Genomic DNA, 25960 nt, shown 5'->3' on the forward strand with positions numbered 1-25960 from the left:
GCCACGCTTTTTTTCGTCCGGCGCCGCCGTTACGCGTTGCGATGCGAGACCGGCGTTTCGGGCGTCGGGTATTGCGCGTCGCGGAACGTGTCGAGGATCACGCGGTTGGTGTCGCAGTACACCTGCCAGTAGTTTTCGGGCGCCGTGGACGGGCGCACGAACAGCAACGGGCCTTCCGGCGTGAACTGGAATACGCCGACGTCCGGCGCCGGGTTGGTCAGCACGTTCGGGATCTGCTGGATCGACGCCTTCAGGCGGTTGATCGCATCGACCGCATCGACGCCGTTCGCGATCTTCGCGGTCAGGTCGACGCGACGGTGCGACGTTGCGCTGTAGTTCGAGATGTTGTCCGAAAAGATCTTGTTGTTGCCGACGATCGTCACGATGTTGTCGGGCGTGATGATCGTCGTGCCGAACAGGCCGAGCTCCTTCACCGTGCCGGTGACGCCGCCCGCGTTGATCACGTCGCCGATCTTGAACGGGCGCAGCACCTGCATGAACACGCCGGCGGCGAAATGCGCGAGCAGGCCGCCCCAGGCGGTGCCGATCGCGAGGCCGAGGCCGGCGAGCAGTGCAGCGAACGAGGTCGTCTGTACGCCGAAGATCTGCAGGATCGCGAGGATCAACAGGATCGTCAGCAGCACACCGACGACGGAGGTCAGGTAGTCGGTGAGCGTCGGGTCGACCTTGCCGCTGCGGCGCACGACCTTGCCGAGCAGGCGGGTGGCGATGTGGATCGCCCAGCGGCCGACGAACCACAATACGAGTGCGGCGAGGAGGTTGAGGCCGAAGTCGAGGCCGCGGGTCATCAGGAATTGCTGGGCGGTGGCGAGATCGATCATGCGTTCTCCGAAGTCAAGGGTAAAAGGGCGGCGCATGCACCGGGACGGGTGGCGCTTTTATAACCTGACCTGTGCGGGACGGGCAACCTGCCTTACATTGCTTGACGTAATGAAAAATGGGCAGGACGCGTGTGCGTACTGCCCGTCAGTGGGCGTCGGATCGCGGCCAGGCGCGGCGCGTGAACCGGAAATTGCCGTGGTTACGACGCTGCGCGACCGTAGGTGTCTTCGAAGCGGACGATGTCGTCCTCACCGAGATACGCGCCCGACTGGACTTCGATCAGTTCGAGCGGGATCTTGCCGGGGTTCGTCAGCCGGTGTGTCGCGCCGAGCGGGATGTAGGTCGACTGGTTTTCGGTCAGCATGATTTCCTTGTCGCCGTTCGTGACGAGTGCAGTGCCCTTCACGACGATCCAGTGCTCGGCGCGATGGTGGTGCATCTGAAGGCTGAGCTGCGCGCCGGGTTTCACGACGATACGTTTGACCTGGAAGCGGTCGCCCTGATCGAGACCTTCGTAATCGCCCCACGGACGCACGACGCGGCGGTGCGTGATCGATTCATGACGGCCCGACGCATTGAGCCATTCGACGATTTTCTTGACGTCCTGCGTCTTGTCGCGATGTGCGACGAGAACGGCGTCGGCCGTCTCGACGATGACCAGATTGTCGACGCCGATGGTGGCGACCATGCGGTGATCGGCACGGACATAGGAGTTGGTCGTCTCGTGAGAGAACACATCGCCGATCTTGGCATTGAGGTCGGCGTCGCGCACGGCGATGTCGGCGAGGGCCGTCCAGGATCCGATATCGTTCCAGCCCAGGTTTGCGGCTTCGACGACAGCGGCGAGTTCGGTCTTTTCCATCACCGCATAGTCGATCGAAATGTTCGGGCAGGCGCCAAACACTTCGGGATCAAGGCGGATGAAGTCCGCATCCTGACGTGATGTCTCGACCGCGAGTTCGGCGTGGTGAGCAACCTCCGGGGCGTGGCGCTTGAGTTCGTCGATATAGCTCAAGGCCTTCAGCATGAACATGCCGCTGTTCCAGTAGTAGCTGCCGTCCTCAAGGAAGCGCTCGGCGGTTTGCGCGTCGGGCTTTTCGACGAATGCGTCGACTCGATAGACATTCGTGCCATCCGCAGCGGCGTGGCCGCGTCGGATGTAGCCGTAGCCCGTGTGAGCCTCGGTCGGGGTGATGCCGAACGTGACGAGATGGCGATCCGCCGCGATCGGTGCCGCTTCGAGCACGGCATCGATAAAGGCTTTTTCGTTCTGGACGACATGATCGGATGGCAGTACGAGCAGCACGGCATCCGGGGATTCGCGCAGCGCCAGCAGTGCTGCGATGGCGATGGCGGGGGCCGTGTTGCGCCCGACGGGCTCGAGCACGACCGACGACGGCGTAATGCCGACCTGGCGCAGTTGCTCGGCGACGAGGAAGCGTTGATCGTTGTTGGTGACGACGATCGGATTGGCGACATCCGGAATATGGCTGGCGCGCAGCGCCGTTTGCTGGACCAGCGTATCTTCACCCGCAAGCTTCAGATATTGCTTGGGATAACCGCCGCGAGACATCGGCCAAAGACGCGTACCACTTCCACCGCACAGAATTACCGGGTAAATCATTGCGTTGCTCCAAGATATAAACGTCGACGCCGTTCGTTGAATGCAGGCGAATCGGCAGTTCTAATGATTCGGATACAGCTGTAACGATTTTTCAGAATTGATTTTCGTGTCCGTGCCTCAAGCCATGCGCAGTCTCCAGGCGAGGTGGTTCAGTGCATTGCGGGTCCAGCGGACCGCCTTGACGAGAAATCGGATTCGTCGCGAGCGAATCCCGGCGAGCGGGCGGTTCGCGGTGGCGGCGAGCTGATTCACGACTGCTTCCGCTGACGTGAAGCGTTTGAGCCGCCAGTCCCAGTAAATCGGATATCGCAACAATACGGCGGCGACCAGCATGTCGATCGTCAGCGTCCGTTCGCGCCAGCGCTGCGGGACGGCATCCGTTGTCAGTCCCCAGCCGGCATAAAACGGCAAGCCGTACGTGTGCACTTCCTTGCCGCGCAACAGGGCCTCGAAGCCGGAAAGCGACGAGAGCGTGTGCACTTCGTCGGCTACTTCGATCAGTGAGATCAGGTCCGACGAGGCATCGACGATGTCGGCCACCGCAGTCGTTCCAAGATGGCCGATGCGATTGCCGGACAGCACGTCCGGATGGGGTTTGTAGACGATGAAGGCATCGGGGCGGCGCGTGCGGACCTCGTCCAGCAGGGCTTCCGCCGTCGTGATTCCATGTGTGCCAAGCCGAATCGACGCGTCGTCCGCCACCTGGCCGGAAACGAGGATGACCCGCACTCCGGCAGGAGCGGCCCAATCCGGTTTGCGTCGCCCTAGATTGTATTTTGTCAGGCCGTATGTCGCGATCGCCTCGCGCAAGGCGGCTGCGCGTTGCAGTTCGACCTCCGTGAATTCGGCGGTATTCAGAATTGCCGTCAATTCATTAGGACGGCTGGAATCGAAATAAATGCCGAGACGATCGATGACCTGGCTGTACGGCGCAACCATGTCGGAGCCCAGTCCTGTCGAATGTAGGAAGCCGTCTTCGATTCTGACGTGTCGCGTATCGACACGCAGACCAGCGGATGATCGACCGCCCCAGATCGCGGCGACTTCCCCGGCCTCGACGTCGGCCGCTCGTTTGACCCAGCGAAGCCTGCCGCCGCCCGCGGTCAGATAAGGCGTTGCGAAAGGACGTTTCCACCACTGAAAGCCGATACCCGCAACCGTGTTCAGATCCGAAAAGCGCCGGGCGACCGAATGCTGGAGCTCGATGAAGCTCAGGACTGCATCCAGTGTTCCTCGGCCGTAGGTCACGGGATCGAGGTAGCTGGCGGCTTTCAGGAAGACCGTCTCGAACAGCATGTCGACGGAATCGCATTGCCGTCGTGGGGATGGTTCGAGGTGGTCATGGGTCAGGCCCCATCCCGCGTAATAGGGGGAGCCGAATACATGTAGCGCAATTCCTGCGAGGAGGGCACCCATGCCTTCCGAGGCCGCGACGACGTAAGCGATATCCGCCGCCGCCAGGACCTCGTGCAGCGAGTGTTCGACTTCGAGTCGCCTGGTTCCGGGAGGCAGCGTCGTCAGGCTCGACAACCAGCGTCCGCTGCCGTTGTCCGCCGAAGGGAATAGCCAGAAATCGGCGTCGGGTTGAGCCTTTCGTGCTGCTTGCACCATTGACTCGAAGCCGAGGCGCCGCTGTCGCCGGCTCGAACGCGAATCCGCATGCGATACCGATCGTTCGTCGATGAGCACAACACGCTGCCGGCCGGTAGCGGTATGCCAGGCGTCAGGAAGTGGCTGAATGCGAGGCCTGACATGCAACGCATCGGATTTCAACACACGTTCCATCAGTTCCTGAGTCCGGGACTGAGCCGTGGATCCGCGGTCGGCATGCAACAACGACTCGAGTGTTGCGACGAGGTCGGGCTCGCCGGCTTCGGGGGATTCGACGGCAAACCAGGATAGTGGCGGGACATGGCGATTGCACGCGAACAGCACGGGGCCTGCACAAATATGGTCCTGGTCGGGGCCGATCACGACTCCGGTGTTCGCGAGCGCCGCACGATATTTCGCGCAATGTCGGCGAAATGCGTACCTTGTTTCCCGGCGGTGCTCATGGAACCTGCCGTCGGGCGCACTTTGCGATGTGGCGCTTTCGGCTGGAGCGATGCGGCGGCGCGTGAGGAATGTCATTAGGCCAGCGAATCGATGAATGGGTCCACGCGTTCGAAGTGGCCCGCCCACGTAGGCTCGCGAAAGCCGGCAATCCGGACGACCTGTTCGTTTCTCTCCACGCCGTCAGGGCGTGCGTAGGCGAGGATGCGCGCGATCCAGGCGGGGCCGTCCAGCGGGTCCAGATAGTCCGGGATATCCGCCGCGATTTCGTGAAAAACGGACAGATTGCTGGCGAGAACAGGCACTTTCAGGCTCAATGCCTCGACGAGCGGCATGCCGTAGCCTTCGACGAACGACGGAAACAGCAGCGCGCGGGCGTGCTGAAGCCACGCGTGCAACTGCTCGTCGGTGCAGTCGGGAAGCTCGATCACCGAGTCCTTCAACGGTGCGCAGCGCTCGAGCATGTCGACGACGTTCTCGCATTCCCAGCCTCGCCTCCCGATGATCACCAGCTTGGGCGCCGCGCCATGCAATTGCTCGACAAGACGTCGCCAGACATGAAGCATGAACCAGTGGTTCTTGCGTGGCTCGATGGTGCCGAGCATGACGAAATACGGATCTTGAATCGGTGGTTGCGTGGGTTCGATCGAGCGATATCCGGCCGCGAGCGGTGCGACGACGCACGGCGGCATCGAGAGACTGGCGCGGCGCGCTTCCTCCTTGATCGCGGCGTGGGTATCTTCCGAGTTTGCAATCAGCCCATCCGCGTAGCGCAGCGCGGTATGAATGCGTCGACGATGACCCTCTTCGACGCCCGGACGGCAATACTCCGCGTGCGTGAGCGGAATGAGGTCGTGAATCATGAATACCGCGCGGACGTTGCGTTGACGCATTGCGTGGTAGTAACGGACATGCTCCATGCCGTTGTGACTCGTATGAAGCAGGACGGCCCGCTCCACACGGACTCGCCGAGGATCGAGGTAGGCCCGGGCAATTGCGCTGCGAATGACGAATCGGTGCTGATTCGGTCCGGTTAAGAGGTTAAATGCGTGCGAGGATGCTCTTTCCGTCAGTATCCGGGGGAATCCGGCCTGACTGATGACCGCGTGGGCACGGGAGCGATAGTGTTCGAGGTAGGCGAGGCCGACCCGGTCAACCCCGGTGGGCAGCAAGCCCGCCGAACGACGAGTAAGCAGGCGCGTAATATCCAAGCAAATATTTAACACGGATGCAATGTTCGTGTGGCATGCATAGCGGCACGTGTGCCGTGCGGAAATTCGGAGGGTGTAGGAAATTGCGTCAAGTTGCGTCAACTGTACGCAAATTTATTCTGCGTCGTGCGACAATTGCCGCCGCCTTACCCTTGCGGTGACCGAATTGTATAAATGGCAAGTATACGCAAATTTATTCTGCATCGTGCGACAATCGTCGCCGCCTCTATCCTTGGATGACCGGATTGTATAAATGGCAAGTGTGAAACGCGGAGTGCAGTTGGCAATTGTAGCCGTTGGCTTGATCGGATTGGGGGCCTGTTCGGCTATTCCGACATCCGGACCAAGTCGCTCGCAGGTTGATGCGGCGGCAGCGAAAGGCAACCCGCAAGGCATTCAAATCATCGATGTAACCGATACTGTTGCACGTGAACTGTACGCCAAGCGCGTCCACGCGGATTTCGCGACCTTGCTCGGCGACGATCGGTCGTTTCGCCAGCAGCTTGGAGTAGGGGATTCCGTCGAAGTGTCGATCTGGGAGGCGCCGCCCGCAACCCTGTTCGGCGGTGGCATATCCGAAGGCAGTGCAAGCAGCGCGCCGAGTGGTTCGCGGGTGACGACGCTGCCGCTTCAGGTCATCGATGGAGACGGAAATATTAACGTCCCTTTCGTTGGGGCGGTGAAGGCGTCGGGGCAGACGCCCACGCAGCTGCAGCGATACATCGCCGGGCGGCTGAAGAATATTGCGCATGATCCGCAAGTGCTGGTGCGACTGGCGCGCAACGAGACGTCCTACATTACCGTGGTCGGTGACGTGGGGACCAGCAAGCGAATGGAGTTGAGCGCGCGCGGCGAGCGGTTGCTCGATGCGCTGGCGGCCGCCGGCGGTGTGCGCCAGTCGGTGGACAAGATCACGATTCAGATCACGCGAGGCAATGAAGTTGCGTCGTTGCCGCTGCAATCCGTCATTCGCGATCCGCGCCAGAACGTTCCGTTGAGGGCGGGCGATGTCGTCACGGCGCTGTATCAGCCTTACAGCTTTCTTGCGCTGGGCGCGACGGGGAAGAACGAAGAGGTCAATTTCGAGGCGCAGGGCATCACGCTGGCGCAGGCTATCGCGCGATCCGGCGGCCTGCAGGATACGCGTTCGGATGCCAAGGGCGTATTCATCTTCCGCCTCGAGGATTCCAAGGCGTTGAATTGGCCGGACCAGCCTGTCAGGACTACCGCTGACGGCAAGGTGCCGGTTATTTATCGGGTCGATCTGCGTGACCCGAATGCATTTTTTGCCGTCCAGAGTTTCATGATGGACAACAAGGACGTGTTGTACGTCTCGAATGCGCCGATCACCGAAATCCAAAAGGTCCTGAATTTGGTCTTCACTGTTGTCTACCCCGTGGTGACAGGGGTTCAGTCGTTCAAGTAACAAAGTCCGCGATGTGGGCCAAGATATGAATCGGATGGATCCGGCAAGCGCTTTTTGAGATACTCCCGGGTTCGTTCGACTTGATGTTCCTGGTGATTTTCGGCGAAGACACGTAGCGCCACCGTTTGTCCGGGCTGCGTATGCATGTAATTGGCGAATTATTTACGTTGAATTAGGGGAGAATATGAAGACGGCTCTTATTACCGGTATCACTGGACAAGATGGCGCGTATCTGGCGGAGTTTCTGCTGGACAAAGGCTATCGTGTCTACGGTTCATATCGTCGGAACAGTTCGGTCAACTTCTGGCGTATCGAAGAGCTGGGGATTCTCAATCATCCGAATTTGAATCTGGTCGAATACGATCTGACCGATCTGGGTTCGAGCATTCGTTTGCTGCAGAACACCGAGGCGACCGAGGTTTATAACCTTGCGGCGCTTAGCTTTGTGGGTGTTTCATTTGACCAGCCGTTGACGACCGCCAATATCACCGGATTGGGCGCGGTGAATTTGCTCGAGGCAATCCGGATCGTCAATCCGAAGATTCGCTTCTATCAGGCAAGTACGTCAGAAATGTTCGGGAAGGTGCAATCGATTCCGCAAACGGAAGCCACGCCTTTCTATCCGCGCAGCCCCTATGGCGTAGCCAAGCTGTATGCGCACTGGATGACGATCAACTATCGCGAAAGTTACGATATTTTCGCGTCGAGCGGCATTCTGTTCAACCACGAGTCGCCGCTTCGCGGGCAGGAATTCGTGACGCGCAAAATCACCGACACGCTGGCGAAAATTCGTTTGGACAAGGCGAGTGTCCTCGAACTCGGCAACATGAACGCACAGCGTGACTGGGGTTACGCCAAGGAATACGTCGACGGGATGTGGCGTATGTTGCAGGCCGAGCAGCCTGACACCTATGTGCTTGCCACGAATCGTACGACGACGGTGCGCGATTTCGTATCGCTCGCAGCCCGTGCATGCGATTTCGACCTCGAGTGGCATGGCAAGGACGAGAACGAAGTGGCTGTCGATCGCAAGACCGGCAAGACCATCGTTCGCGTGAATCCCAAGTTTTACCGGGCTGCTGAAGTCGACCTGCTGATCGGCGACCCGAGTAAAGCCAAGCAGGATCTCGACTGGCAACCGAAAACGACGCTGGAAGAACTCTGCCAGATGATGGTCGAGGCTGATCTGCGTCGTAACAAGATCGGTTTCTCGTTCTGAGAAACTGGACGCGCTTGACGATCCGTCTGTCGTTGCCGGTTTGGGCGTAAGGCGGATCGCGGGCTCGCTGCACTCCGGTCGAGGCCCGCGGCTACGCGAGGCGGGCACTAGGGACGGGAGTCAGTTCGCGCGTGGGGACGCGCGATCGGTTGCGGCGGCTCTCCGATGATGTTTTTCAGAATTCGGCTGGTGTGGCTATTGTGGATATTATAGATATGTCTCTGACGGAAATTAAGAAGACCGTTGCTGTTGTAGATTATTGGCCCACCATCGAAAATGCCGAAACGGAATGCATTTTACGGATCAAGTCGGCGCTTCAAGAATTAGGCTATGAAACGGTTTCGATCAATCGTCACGGTTTTCTCGTCGATGATGCGTTGACGCATGTCGATGAGTTGAAGATCGAGTTTGTACTCGCCTTGCATTTCGATTCGGCGAAGGCGTGGAGCGCTTTTACCTATTATGCATTGTGGAATCCGCTCGATTTTTATTTCCAGTGGAGCTACCGGGAAAAATCGGAAAACGCGTTGTCCAACGACGCCTTCCTGTCGTGCGGTTCGCAAGTAGCCGACGATCACGCCCGGCGGCTGCTGAAGGGCTCGGGCCGGGCGGCAACGGCGCCGTTTTTGACCTTGTTCCACGCAGTGCATGAGCCGGTGATCCCTCCCGCACTCGGGCACGGCAAGCTGTTCTATTGCGGCATCAATTGGGAGGCGCTGAGCGGTCGCGGCGGTCGCCACCACGAGCTGATGAAGCTGCTGGATCAACGCGGCATGCTGGATATCTATGGCCCCGAGGTCTTCCAGAATGTGCGCGTTTGGGACGGCTATGCTTCGTACCAGGGATCGATTCCGTTCGACGGCAAGACACTGATCAAGCGTGTTGCGCAATCGGGCATCGGTCTTGTCCTGTCTTCGGATGCACACATCAAATCCGGGCTGATGTCGAGCAGATTGTTCGAGTGCCTGTCTGCCGGCGTGCCGATCATCTGCGATCAAAACCGATTCGCGCGCGACAATTTCGGCGATTTGCTCTTTTATATCGATACGACGGAACCGGCCGCGACCGTGGCACGCAAGGTCGAAGAGCATGTCGAGTGGATTCGCGACAATCCGGAGCTCGCCATTGAAAGGGCGACCCGTGCGCAGGAGATCTACAAGCAGCGCTTCAGTCTCGTCGAGAACTTCAAGCGCATCTTCGCGACGGGGCCTCACCTTGACGTCGTCGGGACTGGCGAGATCGGTAGCGCTTTGTCGACCATCTTCATCGCGGACGAGTGCAATCCGGCATTTACGTCGAAAATCCGCTCCTATGCGATGCATATGGACGGTAAGCGGAATGCCAAGTGCTACGCATTGATTCCCGAGACGAGTTCGGCTGCGCGCGAAGACGATATCCGGAAGGCCTGCGCAGGCGTGGAAATTATTCGCTTCAAGCGGGATACGAAGGACTACGTCGGTACGGTCGACGAGATCGTCGAAAAGATCGTTGCCATCCTGCAGGCATTGCCTGAGGGTGATATCTTCCAGGTCGTCCCTGCCTGGGAGCGTCCGGTCTGGCCGACGGTCGAATCGATGTGGCAAAAGCTCGACGCGGCGGCGGACATGACCTACGTGGCCGGTGGTTTTACCGTGCTCGAAAACACCGGCAAGCCGCACGAAGGTCGTGCGACGTTCACGCGGCAGACGCTGCTGACCTCCATGATGGACGCGAACGCTCCGTTCTCGTGCTCGTCGACGCTCTATCGCCGGACGGATTCGATGAGCGAGGTTTTCGCGACGTTCGCCTATGCCCCGTATTTCTGGCAGCGCTTGATGTCGATTGCCTATCAGCGCTTCGGAGAGGGTTTTGAAGACGTGCGTGTCGCGACGGTGGAGGATCACGAGTACTACGTCGTCCACCATCGTATTTCCAATCACGATCAACTGATGCGCGAATTCGAGATCCTTAGTGACGTCTTGGGTTTCGATTATGTAGACAAGCATCTTCGTGCCGCAGCAGTCGTGCAGGGCCAACTCGTCGAGCCGATGGCGTTCGTGAGGCAAGTCGATTCGGCCGCTGCGCGCGCGTTGCTGGTCAAGCTGTACGATTCGGTGAAGATACCTAAATTCATTTCTGCTCCCATCCAGTGGTTGTGGAAGAAAAAGGCTATTTAGGAGCATCCATGGACAAGTATTTCGTAACAGGCGGATACGGACTCGTTGGCTCGGCGGTTTGCCGGCAACTCGAGATGGCGGGCGCGTCGTTTGTCGCGCCGCGTCGCGCGGAGCTGAATCTTCTCGATCGCGAAGCGGTCGAGGGCTTTCTCGCGGACGAACAGCCGACCCATCTGATTCATCTCGCCTCGCAGGTTTTCGGACTGCAAGGCAACTTGCGCAATCAGCTTTCTTCGCTATCGCTGAATACGCGGATCAATGAAAATCTGCTGGCCGGGCTTGCGGGTAGCTCCGTCAAAAAGGTGTTCTTTGCCGGCACGGTGGCTTCGTATCCGTTTCCCTATATCAGTCTTCCGTTGCGTGAAGAGGATATGTTCAAGGGGTTGCCGCATTTTGGCGAATACGGTTACGCAAATTCGAAGATCCACGCGTTCCATTATTTGGAATTGCTGAAGAAATACAACGACATCGAATACGTCTATGGCGTTTTCACCAACATGTATGGGCCGAACGATCGGTTCGATGTGGAAAACGGTCATGTGGTGCCGTCGCTGATTCGCAAGGCCGAGCAGGCCGTGGCAAACGGTACGCCGCTTGAAGTCTGGGGGCGACCGGATACGACGCGCGATTTCATGTACGTCGACGACGCCGCACGTGCTGCAATTCATCTGCTCGATCGTGCTTCCGGCGTGGTCAATATTGCATCGGGGATCGAAAGCTCGATGGGCGATCTCGCCGATGCAGTGTGTACGGCGGCCGGCATCTCGGTGCCGATCAAGTGGTTGTCCGACAAGCCGGTGGGGATTCCCCGTCGATCGGTTGACGTCGCGCGGCTTGGAGACACGGGCTTTACCGCGAACACGAGCCTGAAGGAAGGTGTCGGCAAGACCTATAGCTGGTTCAAGGAAAATCTCGCATCGGCGCGATTGACGTAAACGCGCTTCGGTCGGATGCGATTGCAATGGATGATTTCAGGTCCATTGCCTGATGAACGCGCGCCCAGGGGCGCGCGTTCATCATTATCCGGCTTGCTGACTCATGGAATGCTTGTTTTATCTACGGAACATGGACGTATTGGGCAACGAGGGGTTGGCGAGCGCATTGCGGAGGATACGTCTTTGCGTGTACGAATCGGTGCACCGGTGTCTTCTGCGGTTGCTGGATCTCTGGTGGGTCCCTGGCGGCGCCACGGCGATGCGTCGCGCAATAGCCAAATCAAACACCCTTCCTCAAGCTCCGACGCAGCGACCTGCGCAGCGCAATCTTTTCATTGACGTCTCGATCATTGCGATCAGCGACGCCGGGACCGGCATTCAGCGAGTCGTCCGCTCCATCGCACAGCACCTGCTGGCGGATCCACCTGCCGGCATGACGGTCCATCTCGTGCGGGCCACACGCAAGCAACCCTATCGATATGCCAGGCAATATCAGGCACGCCTGACCGGGCAGAGCGGGCTCGGCGACGAGAGTCTCGTCGACATACAGCGCGGCGATGTGTTTCTTGGTCTCGACCTGACGAGCCGCCCCCTGGTCATGAGGCAAAAAGAATTGCGTCGCTGGCGCAAACTCGGGGTGCGTTGCGCATTCGTTGTGTACGATCTGCTGCCTGCTGCACATCCCGAATGGTTTACGCCCGTCGCAGCGAAATCCTATCGCCGATGGCTGGAAACCCTGGTGATGCATGCCGATGCGCTGTTCTGCATTTCGCAGTCGGTCGCCGGAGAAATCGATACCTGGCTTCAGGACAAGTTCAGTCTCGAGCGTAACGAAATTCACATCGACTGGTTTCATCTCGGGGCGGATTTCAACGCGAGCGAACCGGCCGCGATCGCCGCTGCGAAATCCGCTGGCGTGGTCGCGGCAGCGGAAGCGTCGCGACTCGTGCTGATGGTAGGTACGGTCGAGCCGCGCAAGGGACATGCCGAAATGCTGACAGCGTTCGAGTCTGCATGGCGCGATGGTATAAACGTAACGCTGGTGATTGTCGGCAAGGCGGGGTGGAGAGTCGATGCTTTGATTGAACGGATCAAGTATCTGCAGGGTGTCACGGACAACCTCGTCTGGATCGCGGATGCCAGCGACAGCGACCTGACGGCGCTGTATGAGCGCGCGGACGGGTTGATTATGGCGTCGGAGGCTGAGGGATTTGGCTTGCCGATCATCGAGGCTGCCTTGCGCGATATCCCGTTGTTCTTGCGGGATATACCCGTGTTCAGGGAGGTTGCGCACGAGCACGCAACCTACTTCCGCGGGACGTCTCCGGCCGAGATTGCGTCGAGTCTCGCGCACTGGCTACGGGATCTCGAGCGCGATCGCGCCGTCAGAAGCGGGAACATGGCGACGCTGACATGGGAGCAGAGCGCGCATCGGCTGGGCGAGCTGGTTGCGAGTCTGGAGTAGTTTTCGGGCGCGCAGGAATCGAGGTCGAGCCGGCGTCGTGGCGGGCACGAACAGGCATGTCAGGGCAGGGGAACAGGGATTACCTGTCTAATAGAAATTGGGGAGTGATCGAATGGATAGTTCTTATCTGGTAAGTAATTTCCGAGCAGCCGACAGCGGTGACGAGTCACGAAAAAGATCTGCGCTGGAATATGCTTATCAAGTGAGTGGTCTCAATTGCTCGTTCGATCAGTTTCTGAGCAAGAACTCGGAATTCGTCAAAAATTATGTGTTTGGTGGCGAGGCTGAAGATTATTATTTCACGTCAATGCTCGCCACGTTCGAGCAACATGAAACCGATCTCGATGCATTTTTTGCGGCCGTACTCAACAAGATCGTTCTGCAACTCGAATTTCAGACCCGACACTTCACTTCCGGCTACGGCCCCGAATTATTCGTCTGTGATGCACCCAAGAGTCACTTTCGCGTTGCGGTAGCCAACGCAAGTACAACGGCCGGCCTGTTGTTCGGTGACCCGGCTCAGCAGGTGCTTCCGGAGTGGGCTGGCAATCTCCCTCATATCGAATACAACTTCCAGAATATCCATTGTCGAAATATCCACGATCTGGGGCAATTCGTCGAGTCCATTCGTCGAAAAGTCGGGGCGGTGGCGTTGTCTTTGCCGGCCGACGTCGATCAACTGAAGATCTCCGAAAGGTTTGCCGCGCTGGCTGGCTGGGTCGATGAAAATACGACCTATGTGTTCTGCGGTAAAAAATCCGTTTTGCAGAATGTCAAACGGAAATTGGAAGAGAAATATCCACACGTTGTCGTGCAGAGCCGTGAATATACATTGAATTCATCGGCAGCACGCGAGGAAAAGGCCATCATCCTGGTAGATGGATTGAATGGTCTTCCTGACATCGAGATTGAATGTTTCGATATTCTTGACTGCAGCTTCACTACGGCGGCCGCGAGTGACAACGCGGATTTTCGTAATCTAAGTTTCGCGGGGACAGAATTCTTCAAGCCCGTTGAGCCCAAGAAAGTGATCAGCTTTTCACCGATTTCAACGGAAAATACCTTGAAAATGACATCGGAGATACAGTTCTTCAACGATGTCGTGACGATCAAGAATGGCTCAATTGCGGCGCAGCGCGGTACGGTTGATTCAACCTATCTGCATTTTGCTGAAAGTGGCGAAATTGCGATGGACGCCGGAAACGAAATCGCCCGCACCGAGATGACCGAGCTTTACAGAAGCGGTATCAACGTGGACGGCGTCGTCACGTCGAAGTTGCGACAGGCGCGAATTTTGAATGTCACGGGGCCGGCCATGCCGCTGGCCTTTACACCCGACGTACATACGTTCTTTTCCCATTTCATTCTTCAATGTTTTCCTCGGATATTGATTCTGAGGGAGCTTGGCATTCCGAACGCAAAAATCATCGTTCCGCACAATCTACGAGCGAAGCAACTCGCCATGTTGCGACTCGCAGGTATTGCCGACGATCAAATTGTGAAAATGCCGCCTGGAGTGATCGTCAAGGCCGACGAGCTGATCGTGCCGCGAGCCTGGCCATTGGCAATGTCGTCATTCACGATTCGCATCTACGAAGAGTTGTTGGGGCGAGTTGTGAAGACGAAGCGGCGCCCGATAAAAAATCTTCTGATTAGCCGTGAAAGCCGCCGGACCTGGCGGAATATGGTCAATTACGATTCCGTACGGAAAATTCTGGTCGATCGCTATCGTTTCGAGGAAGTCAAGCCGGAGAAGCTGACGATTGAAGAAGAAATTGATTTGTTCAATCAATCGAAAGTGCTCATCGGCGCGGAAGGGGCAGGGATGTACGCGTCCTGCTTTTCGCAGGAGAATTCACACGTCGTCAGTATCTGTGATGAAGATTACATGATGCCAATTCTCGGCACCATAGGACGCCTTCGCGGGTTCAATCTGTATCATGTTTTTGGCGAAAGTTTCCGGTCCGCACGCGATATCGATCGGCGTCTGCCATATGGTCATTGTGATTTTGCAGTCAATCCCCTTGATGTGGCCGGGTTGGTGGAACAGTTAATATAAATTTCGCATTGAACTGTTTTGGATAACTGCCAGGTAAATACTGTGAATATTGGTAATTCTGAAAAACGCACTGATGCTCTCTCGCGACCGGATCGTGTCATATTTGTCGGAGAGGTACAGGCACTTGGCATGTATCGCCACTTTCAGCAGGTTTTCGAGAAGAGCCGCTCGGAAGCGTCGGATGTCCATTTCGTCGATACAAACGACGATGGCTGTCTTGGTTCCGTGAAGGCCCTGGTTGGCTCGGGCGCCAGGGTCGTGTTGCAGATCAACCCGAATCGCAGAGGCATTTGCGCCGATATCGCGAATTTCCTCGAGGAGCATGCCGGCACCTCGCTTGTCAAAGTGCCGATGCTGCTGTGTTCCGGCCTGTGGCCCTATGACTGCTTTGACAGTGGGTTGCAGCAGTCCGGCTCGTCGATTGCCGGAACGCGCGGCGATTCGAAGCTCAAGGCTCTGGTGCAATCCGACGACGTTTCGGAGGAGGAAGTCTTCGAGTACATCGGCGGCGAGGGCTTGAGCGAGTCCGAAGTAGAATCGGCATTTGAGTCGGACAAGGAGCAATGGGGCGTATTGCAGAGCGAGTGCGGGTGGAATTTTCGCGATTATCTGGTGGGAAATTTTTCCAACAAGAAACTATTTAATTCACATACGCTTCCGTCGAACGCATCGTTGGGGCTGCTGATTCAAAAGATCGAGAGTTTTCTCGAATTGAATGCCGTTGAGCGCGCGGAATCGGAAAGGCTGATGTCGCTTGCCGAAGTCCTGCAGCCGGAAACGCCGATTCATCCGAGAATCGGAAAGGTTTTGAATCTCGCATGGCTTTCGGCTGACAAGAAGTTCGATATCTACGGACGCAAGATCGACTATCAGCGCTGGGTCACGGAGTATGCGAAATTCTATGCGCCGATGTTGGAGTTTCCCCGGAGTCGATTCACTGATCGACCGCATGGTGCTGCGAAAACGATGGGCGATGGTGGCACGCGGCATGTCTCTGACCGGGCTTCCGTTACTCAGAATGTTTCAAATTCGGATCAAAAATCCGCGAGCAACCTGCTCGAGAGAATGGACAAGCTCTTCGTCCTGTGTGTGATCGTGCCATTTGTCGTGTCGGCCCTGTACTTTGGCTTGATGGCGTCAGATATCTACGTATCGCAATCTTCCTTCATCATTCGCACACCAAGCAAGAGCAATCAGTCCAGCGGCTTCGTTGGCCAGTTGCTGCAGACCACGGGTATTTCTCGTGCGTCAGACGACACCTATGCCGTCAACAATTATCTGACGTCGCGCGATGCACTTGCTTCGCTGAACGCAGGAACTCGGTACGAAACTGCCTATAGTGGCGGGAAGGCCGACATCTTCAGCCGTTTCGGCCTGCTTCCCCAGCGGCGCACGTTCGAAGACCTGTTCAAGTATTTCCAGGATCACGCCAACGTCCAGTTCGATTCGGATACCGGGATTTCCACCCTGGAGGTCAATGCGTTTTCGGCGTCGGAGGCCAGAGATCTGAACGAACACCTGCTCGAACTCGGCGAGAAGCGCATCAATCAGATGAATGATCGGGCGCAGCAGGATCTCGTCACTTACGCCCAGCGCGAAGTGGTGCTGGCGGAGTCGAATCTCAAGCAGGCGGCGACCGCTCTCTCCCAGTATCGCGAGAAGCAGGCTGTTTTTGATCCGAATCTCCAGTCTTCGTTGATCCTGCAGAGCGTTACGAAACTTCAAAGCGAACTAGTGGCGAGCAAGATTCAACTGGCTCAGTTGAAAGCGGTGTCGCCGAGCAATCCGCAAATCGGTGCGCTGGAGGTGAAGATCAAGTCGCTGCAGGAGCAGGTAGACGCTGCCTCGAAGAATGTGACCAACGGGCAGTCTTCGTTGGCGTTCAAGAGCCCGGCTTATGAGCGGCTGGAACTAGACAAGCAGTTTGCCGACAAGCAGCTGGCGGCCGCGGTCATGTCGCTTGAGACGGCACGTAGCGATGCGCAGCGTCAACACTTGTATCTCGAGCGTATTTCCCAGCCGAACGAGCCGGATAAGCCGCTGTTGCCGCGTCGCCTCAGAACCGTACTGGCGATTCTCGCGATCGGATTTATCGTCTGGTGTACGCTGAAGCTACTCATTGCCAGTATCAAAGAGCATCGCGATTGAGGTGGCTTAAATTGAATATCCATTTTCGAGAGCTGACCGGCTCGTTGAAAATTCAGGGGCGCGTCTTGTATGCGCTCTTGATGAGAGAAATTATTACTCGCTACGGACGACACAACATCGGTTTTGCATGGCTGTTTGCCGAACCGATGCTGTTTTCGATCGGTGTGGTGATTCTTTGGAATGTCGCACACAACGAGGGAACCAGCCACCACATCAGTGCAATCGCCTATTCGTTGACCGGTTACTCGACAATCCTGGTGTGGCGAAACACGATCGGGCGATGCGTGATGGCTGTCGAGCCGAATGCGGCGCTTTTGTATCACCGCAACGTCCGGGTCATCGACTTCTTTCTGGCTCGGATTCTTCTCGAACTGCTGGGTACTACACTGTCGATGATGATTCTGTTCGCCTTCTTCATGGTGATCGGACTCATTCCGTTTCCCAACGATGTCATGAGCATGATCATCGGGTGGGCATTGCTGTGCTGGTATGCGGCCGCGATGGGCCTGTTGGTGGGCGCGCTGGTGGAGTTCAGCGAGGTTGTCGAGAGACTGTGGCACCCGATTGCTTATTTTCAGCTGCCTGTATCCGGAGCGCTCGTGATGGCTGCGTGGCTGCCCGTGTCTGCCAGGAATATTGTGCTTAAATTTCCGGTTGCCAACTGTGTCGAGCTGTTTCGTCACGGATACTACGGAAATGAAGTTCGCACATATTTTGATATCTCGTACGTGGTTCTGTGTAACCTGGTTTTGACCTGCCTTGGTTTGTTTGTCGTGTCTGCGGCTTCTCGCCGAGTGGAGCCAGAATGATTGAGCTCAATGACGTCCGGAAATACTATTCGACCCGGAATGGGCAGAGGTTGGTTCTTGATGGAGTGAATTTAACCATCAATCCTGGCGAGCGCATCGGTATATTGGGTAGAAATGGGGCGGGCAAGTCAACCATCATTCGTCTGATTAGCGGCTCCGAGTTACCGTCATCCGGCCGGATTTCCCGGAGCATGAGCGTTTCCTGGCCACTGGCATTTTCCGGCGGATTTCAGGGTAGTCTGACTGGATTGGATAATCTGCGATTTGTATGCCGGGTATATCAGGCATCCTTCGAAAATGCGCTGCCGTTTGTCGAGGAGTTCTCAGAGTTAGGAGAGTATCTGCGAGAGCCGGTGAAGAAGTATTCAAGCGGCATGCGTGCGCGCCTGGCGTTTGCCATTTCGATGGCGGTCGAGTTTGATTGCTTTCTCATCGATGAAGTGATCGCCGTGGGTGATCGAAGATTTCACGAGAAGTGCAAGTACGAGTTGTTTGAGAGGCGCAAAGATCGCGCGATGATTCTGGTTTCGCATGATGCGGTCACAGTGAAAGAGTATTGTGATCGTGCATGCGTGCTCGAAGGCGGCAGATTGCATCATTTTGACGATGTCGACGATGCTTATGATTTTTACAATCATATCTGACGGCGTTCGGGATTGATGGGGGATGGGGACTCGGCGCCGGACTGAAAAGCGGGTGGCCGTTCAGATCGATCGTACGGTTGGCAGTCGCTACGGTTCTGTTGCGTCTAGGCCTCAGGTGGAGGCGAAGCAGGAAGGGGTAAAGGCATGCGCGCGATAGACTTCATGCCTGAGTCTTCCGAGGCTAAGAAGACCGGTATAGGGAAAATATGAAAATCAACAGGCGTGAATCCAGTAATCGAGCGGATCGTCTCGCTTTATTTACATTGCTTTCGAATTCGTTCGTCAGCGAAGCGGTGGGGAAGGAGGCGTGGGTCGCGCACGCTAAAAATAATGTGGAACTCGGTAGGTTTCTCGAGGGGCTGGATCGAAGGAATCTTTACCGCATTATTTTTGACCGCCCTCCTGAGAGCGTGTGGGGAATTGGTTCGGCGGCGGAGTTGAATCGAAAGGCGGATTTTGAATTGCTTCATGACCTTATTTTCTCGGAGGAAAATAAGGTCATGGGTGAGATTGTTTATGCCAAGACGGTTGAAAGTCATGGGATGGATATTTTCATTCACATTCCGAAGACTGCGGGGACTACAGTAAACAATCTCCTCGAAACCGATGCGACTCTGCTGAGAAATGCCTGCTTTGATATATCAACGCTTGTGGCCATGTATCGCGAAAATTCACGGCCTCGGCGGATTGTTTTCTCCGGTCACAGGACTCTGGAATTTTACGATCGCACCATCAATTTGAGTGAGGTCGGGGTAATTTTCACATCCATCCGCGATCCGATAGATATAGCGATATCGTATTTTAACTTTGCCTTCACGATGGTGCGTAACAACGACGAGGCATGGGGAGCGCAATGGCGACCTTTTGTCGAGGAGTGGCAGAGTGGTGGTGGCAATCCCAGTGATTGGTTTGTGAATTTCTGTGGTTCTGATTTTTTTAATCGCAACGTAGCAAATATATATTTCGATTACCTTGGCGGAAGGGATAATTCTCCGGATGACGCGCGGGCAATTATTGATAATATGCTTAGATTTGGTGTGTTCGCGGTCAGGTCGGATCTGGTGAGTGATTTTATTTCTGATTCGGAAGGCGGCGAGAGGCTGGAAAAAAATAAATCGGACGCGGTGGTTACGCGCGACACATTGGGCTTCGATATCCTTCTTCATTTGCGCCGACTTATGCCGACTAACATGGAATTCTACGCGTTATTGGATAATTTCTCGACGTGGAGAAAATTCGGATATGTCGATTTCAGAGCGGTTTGACTATCTCGTATTTGATGCGAAATTCCGTTGCGCTGACGGCCGCAAGTCGAACTTGAGCGATTTCAGGAGTTCTACGCACTTCGCTACGGGGCTCGTTGGCCGACATGACATGATGAGAGTTGCAGGGTCTTGGCATGTCTCTGCTTGGATCCTGCAAATTTTCGTGACGTCCGGAGTTACGTCCGACGGCTTGGCCGCTGCGTTTCATCGCTGATCGGTGCTTTTTGAGTTGCCCGCCATGGCGAGCGGTCTCCCGGTCGATGCCCGCACGCGGCATCGACTTGACGGCGTACTCTCCATTTCAGATCCGGCGACTCATTGCGGCCACCAGGTCCAATCAGGGCGCGACGAATAGGTGATTCTCAGGGTATCGCCCGGAGCGATCGGAAATGGCGCGTCAGGCGCCGAATTGAAAAGCAGGTGGCCGTTCAGGGCGATCGAGGTGATTTTCCCACCCTGAATCGACACGAGCGCGCGCGAGCCCAAAGGGTTCTTGAATTCTGCTCCGGATGCCGGAAATGGCGGGGAAATGGTGGCTCGATTTCCATTGAAGCCTGGACAGTCGGTAATCTGGTTGTTGCTCGCATTGGCATTCGAGATGCCGTTGGTAGGAGACTGATTGCCATTCAAGTCCACGGCGGTAACCGTCACATTTCTGGAGGAGGGGGAGATCGCGATGCCGTGCGCCTGGTTTCCGATGCCCCTGCCATAAGCGTCACCGCCGGCGCGCCCGCCGGATATGCGAACGCCAGCGGCATGCTGGCCGATGTCGATACCGTTGCCCTCACCAACCTTCACGAAACTGTTTCCGAACACATTGGGCGAAGGGATGTTGATGTTTTGGCCGCCGGCCAGATTGATTCCGTGTCGACGCCATCCGCTCACTTGTGCCGGTGACAAGGTGGCATTGATAACGGCCTGTGAATAAGCGCCTCCGCGATTCGTGCCGTCAATGACAATGCCATCGAGGCCCGAGCCCGACTGGCCTTTGATCGTCGAATAGATTGATAACTGGCCGATATACTGAGAGCCGTTACCCGATGGCCCACCGACCCATACTCCTGCGCGACCGGCCCCGTCGATGTACCCACCCGGCGCTAGAGTGGGCTCCAGTATCAGTTTGTTATCGGCACCCTGTTCGATGTGCACGTTATCGACCGTCGATTGTCCGACATAGTAGGTGCCGTCGAGGGTGACATGTTCTCCTGCAAAGATGGAAATGCCATATTGCCAGCCCTTCAATAACGGACCGTTGATATAGGGGCTTGAGATTTCAACTTCGGTTGGCAAATCGACGGCGCCGGTCGATGCTTTGTATCCTGAAGCGGAACTCAAGGGAAGCAACGAAATGGACGTATGTGAATTGTGTGTCGGGCCCGTCTCCGGGTCATAATTCCCTGGTGCAACGATTTGATCCAGCTTTATACCCTGTCCGCCATACAGAAATATTCCGTACGCTCCATTTGTAAACGACGCACGAATCGTGGACTGAATGGGAGACAGCAAGACTACATGTGGTTTCGTTTTGACGACGGCGTTGTTGTGAAAAAAACCGATATCGATGATGTCGTTGCCGACCAGGGCAGTGACCGGGTTCGTACCGACGAGGATATCGACGATGTCGGAATTCGTGGCGATGACGGTCGCGGATTTCCCGGCACCGCGCAATCTGATGTGGGAGCGGGTTTCTCGGAGTGTCGACTTGACGAGGTATACACCTGATGGCAGATCGCAGGTGCCCCCGCGTCGCTTGCTCGATTGGTAGTCAATGCAGGCCTGGATGGCTTTCGATACATCGGTGCTGGCGGTACCGGCTTTGACATCGGCGATCTGTGCTGGCGACATGAAATCGAACACGTTGTCGCTATCAGACAATTTATCGATTATTGAGCGGGGAACACTTCCAGCGGCCGGTAACTGAAATACTCGAGCCGAATCGAAGTTGGCGGTATTTGGTTTTTTTTCGAGATGAGAGGCGAGATCATCCGCGTATGACGGTGCCAAACAACTGCAGCCTGCGAGGCCGAGTCCCAGTAGCCAGGCGAGTGCGGTGGATTGATGGTATTTATTGGCATCAAATTCGCGATTTTTTTCTTCATTCCGAAGAGTGACTCTTGCTGTTAACCGAGGAAATATAAGGATTCGATCGATTATCGTTTCTATGTTAATCGGTGTTGGTAGCGTGAATTTTTTTGAGCTTTTGCTTGACGCAATGGCGATACGTCGATATTGTTCGTTCCCTGTTTTCATGTTGTCCTTTCAATCCCTGCGCTGTCGCGGTGGAAATGCGGCGGCTGGTCGCTGCCACCGGCTCGTTAGCAGTTACTGTGCATATGACTGCGGCTGGCCCATGGGCGTTCTGCAGGATCAAGACAAGGAAGCGATTGGCAGGGTATTGCTGCTCGCATTCCGCATCGGCCCGAGCGATTTCCGCGAACTGTCGATAGGTTTGTCACATTCGTAGTGATATATTTGTCGACTGTCGCCGGGAGGCGGCGGCACGGCCTGGCGCCGATGTGCGCGCACGGTCAGGATCCACAAGAGCAGGCCAATTTTTCGAATAAATCCGCGTCACCCATACCATGCCTCGCTCATTTCTTGTGCTGCAAGGCACGGCGTCGTCTTTCTTTGCTCGGCTTTCCGACGCGCTTCGCGCGCGTGGACACGTCGTTCGTCGAATCAATTTCTGCGGGGGGGATTGGTTCTATGACGGGCGCAGCCCCAGCGTGAGCTACGGCGGCAAGCCCTCGGATCTGCCTGCTTGGTACGCCGATCTCGTGCGCCGCGAGCACATCACCGACGTCATCATGTTTGGCGATTGCAGAGAGATTCACCGGCATATACATCCGATAACGGAGTCGCTGGGTTTGCGCGTGCATGCGTTTGAAGAGGGCTATGTCCGTCCTCACTGGATCACGCTCGAACGCTACGGTGTCAATGGCCGCTCGTTGATGCCGACGGATCCAGCCGAATATCTGCGTCAGCAGGCTCTCGTCCCGTCCGCTCAACCCGGTCAGCCGACCGGCTACAATCTCTACGAGCGCGTCTTTCACGACATCACGTATCGCGTTGCCAACGCGCTGCTTGCGTGGCGCTATCCCCACTATTGCAGTCACCGGCCGCGCAACGGGGTCGTCGAATACACAGGACTTGCGTTTCGTGCGCTGTTGCAGGGGCGCCATCACCGTCAGGCAGAGGCAGTCGCGCGCGAATTGCTCGACACCGGCCGGCCCTATTACCTGTTTCCGCTTCAGCTCAACTCAGATGCGCAGATCGTCGTGCATTCGCCCTTTGAAGGTGTACGCGATGCGATCAACTACGTGGTGTGCTCGTTCGCCCGGCATGCGCCGAGCGATGCGGTGCTGCTGATCAAGAACCACCCGCTCGACACCGGCATGATCGAATATCATCGTTTCGCGTTGTCGATCGCGCGCGAGGCCGGCATCGGGGATCGAATCCGTTTCATCAACTCGGGCCACTTGCCGACGCTACTCGAGCATGCGAGCGGCGTAGTCGTGGTGAACAGCACGGTCGGATTGTCGGCGCTGCACCATGAACGCCCGCTAGTGGCACTCGGGACCGCCATTTATAATATGGCCGGCTTGACCTGGCAGGGAAAACTCGACGATTTCTGGCACGGTGGCGAGCTGCCGGACATGCACCTCTATCACGCCTTCCTGGACTACGTGATGCATCACACGCAAATCAACGGCGATTTCTACACCCGAACCGGTATCGAGATGGCGGTCGCGGGTGCGGTCGAGCGCCTGGATCGCGCGGATGCCTGATCAACTGCAGCGGTGCATCGTCATCACCGGCGCCAGTGCCGGTCTCGGCCGCGCGCTTGCGCTCGCCTATGCCCGACCGGGCACGACGCTCGGCATTGTCGGGCGCAATACCGCCGAAGTCGATATAACGGCGGGGGCCTGCCGTGCGCGGGGCGCCATGGTCGACACGGGCACGATCGACGTGCGCGACGCCGAGTCGACTGCCGCGTGGCTGGCCGATTTCGACACCCGTCACCCGATCGACCTGCTGATCGCGAACGCTGGCGTGGCCAGCACGATCGCCGACGTGAGCGACTGGGAAGACCTTGAGCGCACGGCTCGCGTCATCGACACGAATCTCTACGGTGCTTTGCATACGGTCCTGCCGGTCGTCGACCGGATGCGTGAGCGCAGGCGCGGCCGAATCGCGATGGTCAGTTCGATCGCGGCGCTGCGGGGCATGGCGATCTCCCCGGCCTATTGCGCGAGCAAGGCCGCGATCAAGGCCTATGGTGATTCCGTGCGGCCGCTGCTGGCGCGCGACGGTGTAGGTGTGACCGTCATTCTGCCCGGCTTCGTGAAGACGGCGATGAGTGACGTGTTTCCCGGCGACAAGCCGTTCCTCTGGAGTGCCGAGCGCTCGGCCGCATACATTCGCCGGCGGCTCGATGCGGGACGAAACGAGATCGCATTTCCCGGATTGCTCGCGTTTGGCATGCGCCTCCTGCCGCTTCTGCCCGCCGCGGTTGCCGACGCGATCCTCGACCGTCTGTCTTATCTGCCGTCGAAGGATCGGGTCAATTGAGTGCGCGTCTTGTCGTGACGCTGGCCGCCACCGTTGCGCTGTCGTTCGCGGTCGATGCGGTCGCTGTCCCGCGCGCGCCGCTGAGGCGGCCAATGCTGTCGTCAGTGCTTCACATTCTTTCCGTACTCTTCTTGTTCGACTTGATGTTCGCCGTCACGTCGCGGCCGCTATTTTCGGCCTGCGCGTCGCTCGCGCTCGTCGGCCTTGTCGCCGCCGTCAGCAATGCGAAGTACGAGTCGCTGCGCGAGCCGTTCGTATTTACCGATCTGAGCCTTTTCAGCCAGTTGTTTTCGCATCCTCGTCTATACCTGCCGTTCCTGAGCGTCGGCAAGGTTGTTGCGATCGGCGCGGGCATCGTGCTCGTGATCGCGGGTTTCATCGTCGAGCGGCCCGTGTTTCCAGGCTCCCGCGTGTTGGCCTGGCTCGTGGCGGCGCTGCCGTTCGCGCTTGCCTTTCCCGTCGCCGCGCGCTTGCCTCTCACGCTCGATCCGTACGTCGACCAGTGTCGCCACGGTTTTTTTGCCGTGTTCGTTGCTTATCTGCTCAACGGCCTGCGTCCTGCGACGTTCCGGCGGTTTCGCGAGGCTGTGGCGACCGGGCCGTTCGCAACCGGTGAACCGACGCGGCACCCTGACGTAATCCTGATCCAGAGCGAATCGTTCTTCGACGCGCGCCGGCTCGGCGAGGCAGTCGCGCCGGAAATCTTCAGGCGCTTCGACGACACGCGTCGCGAGGCTGTCTGGCATGGCGAGATGACGGTGCCTGCCTGGGGCGCAAACACCATGCGCACGGAATTCGCGGTGTTGACCGGCACGGAATCCTTTTCGCTCGGGTATGCGCGTTTCTATCCCTATGCATTTGTAAGAAATAAAATCGCGTCACTCGCGTCCTGGCTCGGCCGTTGCGGCTACGACACAGTCGCGATTCATCCCTATTACGCCGATTTCTTCGGACGCGACCGGGTATTTCCGTTGCTCGGCTTTACGCGCTTTCTCGATATCCGTCACTTTGCGTCGGCGCGCCGTGCGGGGCCTTACGTGGCGGATGCCGCGGTCGCCGAGGCGATCATTGCAGAACTTGAGGCGGCGGGTGGCGACCGCCCGCGCTTCGTGTTTGCAATGACAATGGAGAACCACGGCCCGTTGCATCTGGAGCAGGTTTTGCCTGGAGAATCGTCTTCACGGCATACTCTGGGCGAGCAAGCATCCTGGCGCGATCTGACTGCCTATCTGCGGCACATTGAAAATGCGGACGCAATGATCGGGCGCCTGGTCGATTATTTGCGCACCAGCAATCGTGAAACGGTTGTTTGTTTCTACGGCGACCACGTTCCCGCTCTGCCTCATGTCTTTCATAAGCTGGGTGTTAATCCGCAACACAGCGACTACTTCATTTGGCGGAATTACGGCGCAGCGACTCCTGAATACCGGAATCTGGCCGCCGAGGAGTTAGGGGCGGCATTGCTGCGCGTGGTACAAGAGGACGGACATCGTGCGGAAGGGCCGTGCGCATCCGAGAAAGCGACATAAAAG

18 protein-coding genes are annotated in these 25960 nt (G+C 57.2%); 13 read left to right on the forward strand and 5 right to left on the reverse strand.

The features are described from left to right. Positions 1-29 precede the first annotated feature (29 nt). The 4 genes from R9B84_RS03730 to R9B84_RS03745 all read right to left on the reverse strand — a co-directional run bounded on the left by R9B84_RS03730 (position 30) and on the right by R9B84_RS03745 (position 5745). Complete coding sequence (locus R9B84_RS03730) at positions 30-842, reverse strand: mechanosensitive ion channel family protein (protein WP_423759251.1); 813 nt, start codon at positions 840-842, stop codon at positions 30-32. A gap of 200 nt (positions 843-1042) precedes the next feature. Then, complete coding sequence (locus R9B84_RS03735; protein WP_423759252.1) at positions 1043-2467, reverse strand: mannose-1-phosphate guanylyltransferase/mannose-6-phosphate isomerase; 1425 nt, start codon at positions 2465-2467, stop codon at positions 1043-1045. Between the two features lie 117 nt (positions 2468-2584). Continuing rightward, the gene (locus R9B84_RS03740) at positions 2585-4597 is read right to left on the reverse strand and encodes a capsular biosynthesis protein (RefSeq protein ID WP_423759253.1); all 2013 of its coding nucleotides are present in this window, start codon (positions 4595-4597) and stop codon (positions 2585-2587) included. Next, positions 4597-5745: a glycosyltransferase family 4 protein gene (locus tag R9B84_RS03745; protein WP_423759953.1), complete on the reverse strand. Its 1149-nt coding sequence runs from the start codon at positions 5743-5745 to the stop codon at positions 4597-4599. Before R9B84_RS03745 ends, R9B84_RS03740 begins: the two co-directional genes overlap by 1 nt. A gap of 238 nt (positions 5746-5983) precedes the next feature. Here R9B84_RS03745 and R9B84_RS03750 point away from each other — a divergent pair, with 238 nt between their 5' ends. The 10 genes from R9B84_RS03750 to R9B84_RS03795 all read left to right on the forward strand — a co-directional run bounded on the left by R9B84_RS03750 (position 5984) and on the right by R9B84_RS03795 (position 19856). After that, entirely contained in the window at positions 5984-7156 is a 1173-nt protein-coding gene (locus R9B84_RS03750) for a polysaccharide biosynthesis/export family protein (RefSeq protein ID WP_423759254.1), read from the forward strand. A gap of 184 nt (positions 7157-7340) precedes the next feature. Continuing rightward, positions 7341-8375, forward strand: a complete 1035-nt coding sequence (gene gmd / locus R9B84_RS03755; RefSeq protein WP_423759255.1) for a GDP-mannose 4,6-dehydratase — start codon at positions 7341-7343, stop codon at positions 8373-8375. Positions 8376-8590: 215 nt separating this feature from the next. After that, the gene (locus tag R9B84_RS03760) at positions 8591-10531 is read left to right on the forward strand and encodes a glycosyltransferase family protein (RefSeq protein WP_423759256.1); all 1941 of its coding nucleotides are present in this window, start codon (positions 8591-8593) and stop codon (positions 10529-10531) included. Positions 10532-10539: 8 nt separating this feature from the next. Continuing rightward, positions 10540-11466, forward strand: a complete 927-nt coding sequence (locus R9B84_RS03765) for an NAD-dependent epimerase/dehydratase family protein (RefSeq protein ID WP_423759257.1) — start codon at positions 10540-10542, stop codon at positions 11464-11466. Between the two features lie 187 nt (positions 11467-11653). Continuing rightward, positions 11654-12931 (forward strand): glycosyltransferase family 4 protein, encoded by a 1278-nt coding sequence (locus R9B84_RS03770; protein WP_423759258.1) that lies wholly within the window; start codon positions 11654-11656, stop codon positions 12929-12931. A 112-nt stretch (positions 12932-13043) separates the two neighbouring features. Continuing rightward, positions 13044-14990, forward strand: coding sequence for a glycosyltransferase family 61 protein (locus tag R9B84_RS03775; RefSeq protein WP_423759259.1), 1947 nt, complete (start codon positions 13044-13046; stop codon positions 14988-14990). Between the two features lie 42 nt (positions 14991-15032). Then, positions 15033-17138, forward strand: coding sequence for a hypothetical protein (locus tag R9B84_RS03780; protein ID WP_423759260.1), 2106 nt, complete (start codon positions 15033-15035; stop codon positions 17136-17138). Positions 17139-17149: 11 nt separating this feature from the next. Continuing rightward, on the forward strand, positions 17150-17947 hold the full coding sequence (locus R9B84_RS03785) for an ABC transporter permease (protein ID WP_423759261.1): 798 nt from the start codon (positions 17150-17152) through the stop codon (positions 17945-17947). Then, positions 17944-18591, forward strand: coding sequence for an ABC transporter ATP-binding protein (locus tag R9B84_RS03790; RefSeq protein WP_423759262.1), 648 nt, complete (start codon positions 17944-17946; stop codon positions 18589-18591). The genes R9B84_RS03785 and R9B84_RS03790 overlap by 4 nt, the downstream gene beginning before the upstream one ends. Before the next feature lie 206 nt (positions 18592-18797). After that, positions 18798-19856 carry a hypothetical protein gene (locus R9B84_RS03795; protein ID WP_423759263.1) on the forward strand — a complete coding sequence of 353 codons (1059 nt, stop codon included), beginning with the start codon at positions 18798-18800 and terminating at the stop codon, positions 19854-19856. Positions 19857-20171: 315 nt separating this feature from the next. On the opposite strand, the gene R9B84_RS03800 is transcribed toward R9B84_RS03795, so the two are convergent. Continuing rightward, on the reverse strand, positions 20172-22106 hold the full coding sequence (locus R9B84_RS03800; RefSeq protein WP_423759264.1) for a glycosyl hydrolase family 28-related protein: 1935 nt from the start codon (positions 22104-22106) through the stop codon (positions 20172-20174). Positions 22107-22438: 332 nt separating this feature from the next. On the opposite strand from R9B84_RS03800, the gene R9B84_RS03805 reads away from it, so the two are divergent. The 3 genes from R9B84_RS03805 to R9B84_RS03815 are packed head-to-tail and all read left to right on the forward strand — an operon-like array spanning position 22439 to position 25957. After that, entirely contained in the window at positions 22439-23644 is a 1206-nt protein-coding gene (locus R9B84_RS03805) for a capsule biosynthesis protein (protein ID WP_423759265.1), read from the forward strand. After that, on the forward strand, positions 23637-24428 hold the full coding sequence (locus R9B84_RS03810; RefSeq protein ID WP_423759266.1) for an SDR family NAD(P)-dependent oxidoreductase: 792 nt from the start codon (positions 23637-23639) through the stop codon (positions 24426-24428). The genes R9B84_RS03805 and R9B84_RS03810 overlap by 8 nt, the downstream gene beginning before the upstream one ends. Further along, on the forward strand, positions 24425-25957 hold the full coding sequence (locus R9B84_RS03815; protein ID WP_423759267.1) for an LTA synthase family protein: 1533 nt from the start codon (positions 24425-24427) through the stop codon (positions 25955-25957). Before R9B84_RS03810 ends, R9B84_RS03815 begins: the two co-directional genes overlap by 4 nt. Positions 25958-25960: the final 3 nt, after the last annotated feature.

Origin of the sequence: Burkholderia sp. NLJ2 (genome assembly GCF_049487195.1) — a bacterium.
Lineage (GTDB): Bacteria > Pseudomonadota > Gammaproteobacteria > Burkholderiales > Burkholderiaceae > Burkholderia > Burkholderia pyrrocinia.

Coding starts and splice junctions, on each gene's coding strand:
- R9B84_RS03730 (WP_423759251.1), bottom strand. CDS start 842: ATGATCGATCTCGCCACCGCCCAGCAATTCCTGATGACCCGCGGCCTC.
- R9B84_RS03735 (WP_423759252.1), bottom strand. CDS start 2,467: ATGATTTACCCGGTAATTCTGTGCGGTGGAAGTGGTACGCGTCTTTGG.
- R9B84_RS03740 (WP_423759253.1), bottom strand. CDS start 4,597: ATGACATTCCTCACGCGCCGCCGCATCGCTCCAGCCGAAAGCGCCACA.
- R9B84_RS03750 (WP_423759254.1), top strand. CDS start 5,984: ATGGCAAGTGTGAAACGCGGAGTGCAGTTGGCAATTGTAGCCGTTGGC.
- gmd (WP_423759255.1), top strand. CDS start 7,341: ATGAAGACGGCTCTTATTACCGGTATCACTGGACAAGATGGCGCGTAT.
- R9B84_RS03760 (WP_423759256.1), top strand. CDS start 8,591: ATGTCTCTGACGGAAATTAAGAAGACCGTTGCTGTTGTAGATTATTGG.
- R9B84_RS03765 (WP_423759257.1), top strand. CDS start 10,540: ATGGACAAGTATTTCGTAACAGGCGGATACGGACTCGTTGGCTCGGCG.
- R9B84_RS03775 (WP_423759259.1), top strand. CDS start 13,044: ATGGATAGTTCTTATCTGGTAAGTAATTTCCGAGCAGCCGACAGCGGT.
- R9B84_RS03790 (WP_423759262.1), top strand. CDS start 17,944: ATGATTGAGCTCAATGACGTCCGGAAATACTATTCGACCCGGAATGGG.
- R9B84_RS03795 (WP_423759263.1), top strand. CDS start 18,798: ATGAAAATCAACAGGCGTGAATCCAGTAATCGAGCGGATCGTCTCGCT.
- R9B84_RS03800 (WP_423759264.1), bottom strand. CDS start 22,106: ATGAAAACAGGGAACGAACAATATCGACGTATCGCCATTGCGTCAAGC.
- R9B84_RS03805 (WP_423759265.1), top strand. CDS start 22,439: ATGCCTCGCTCATTTCTTGTGCTGCAAGGCACGGCGTCGTCTTTCTTT.
- R9B84_RS03810 (WP_423759266.1), top strand. CDS start 23,637: ATGCCTGATCAACTGCAGCGGTGCATCGTCATCACCGGCGCCAGTGCC.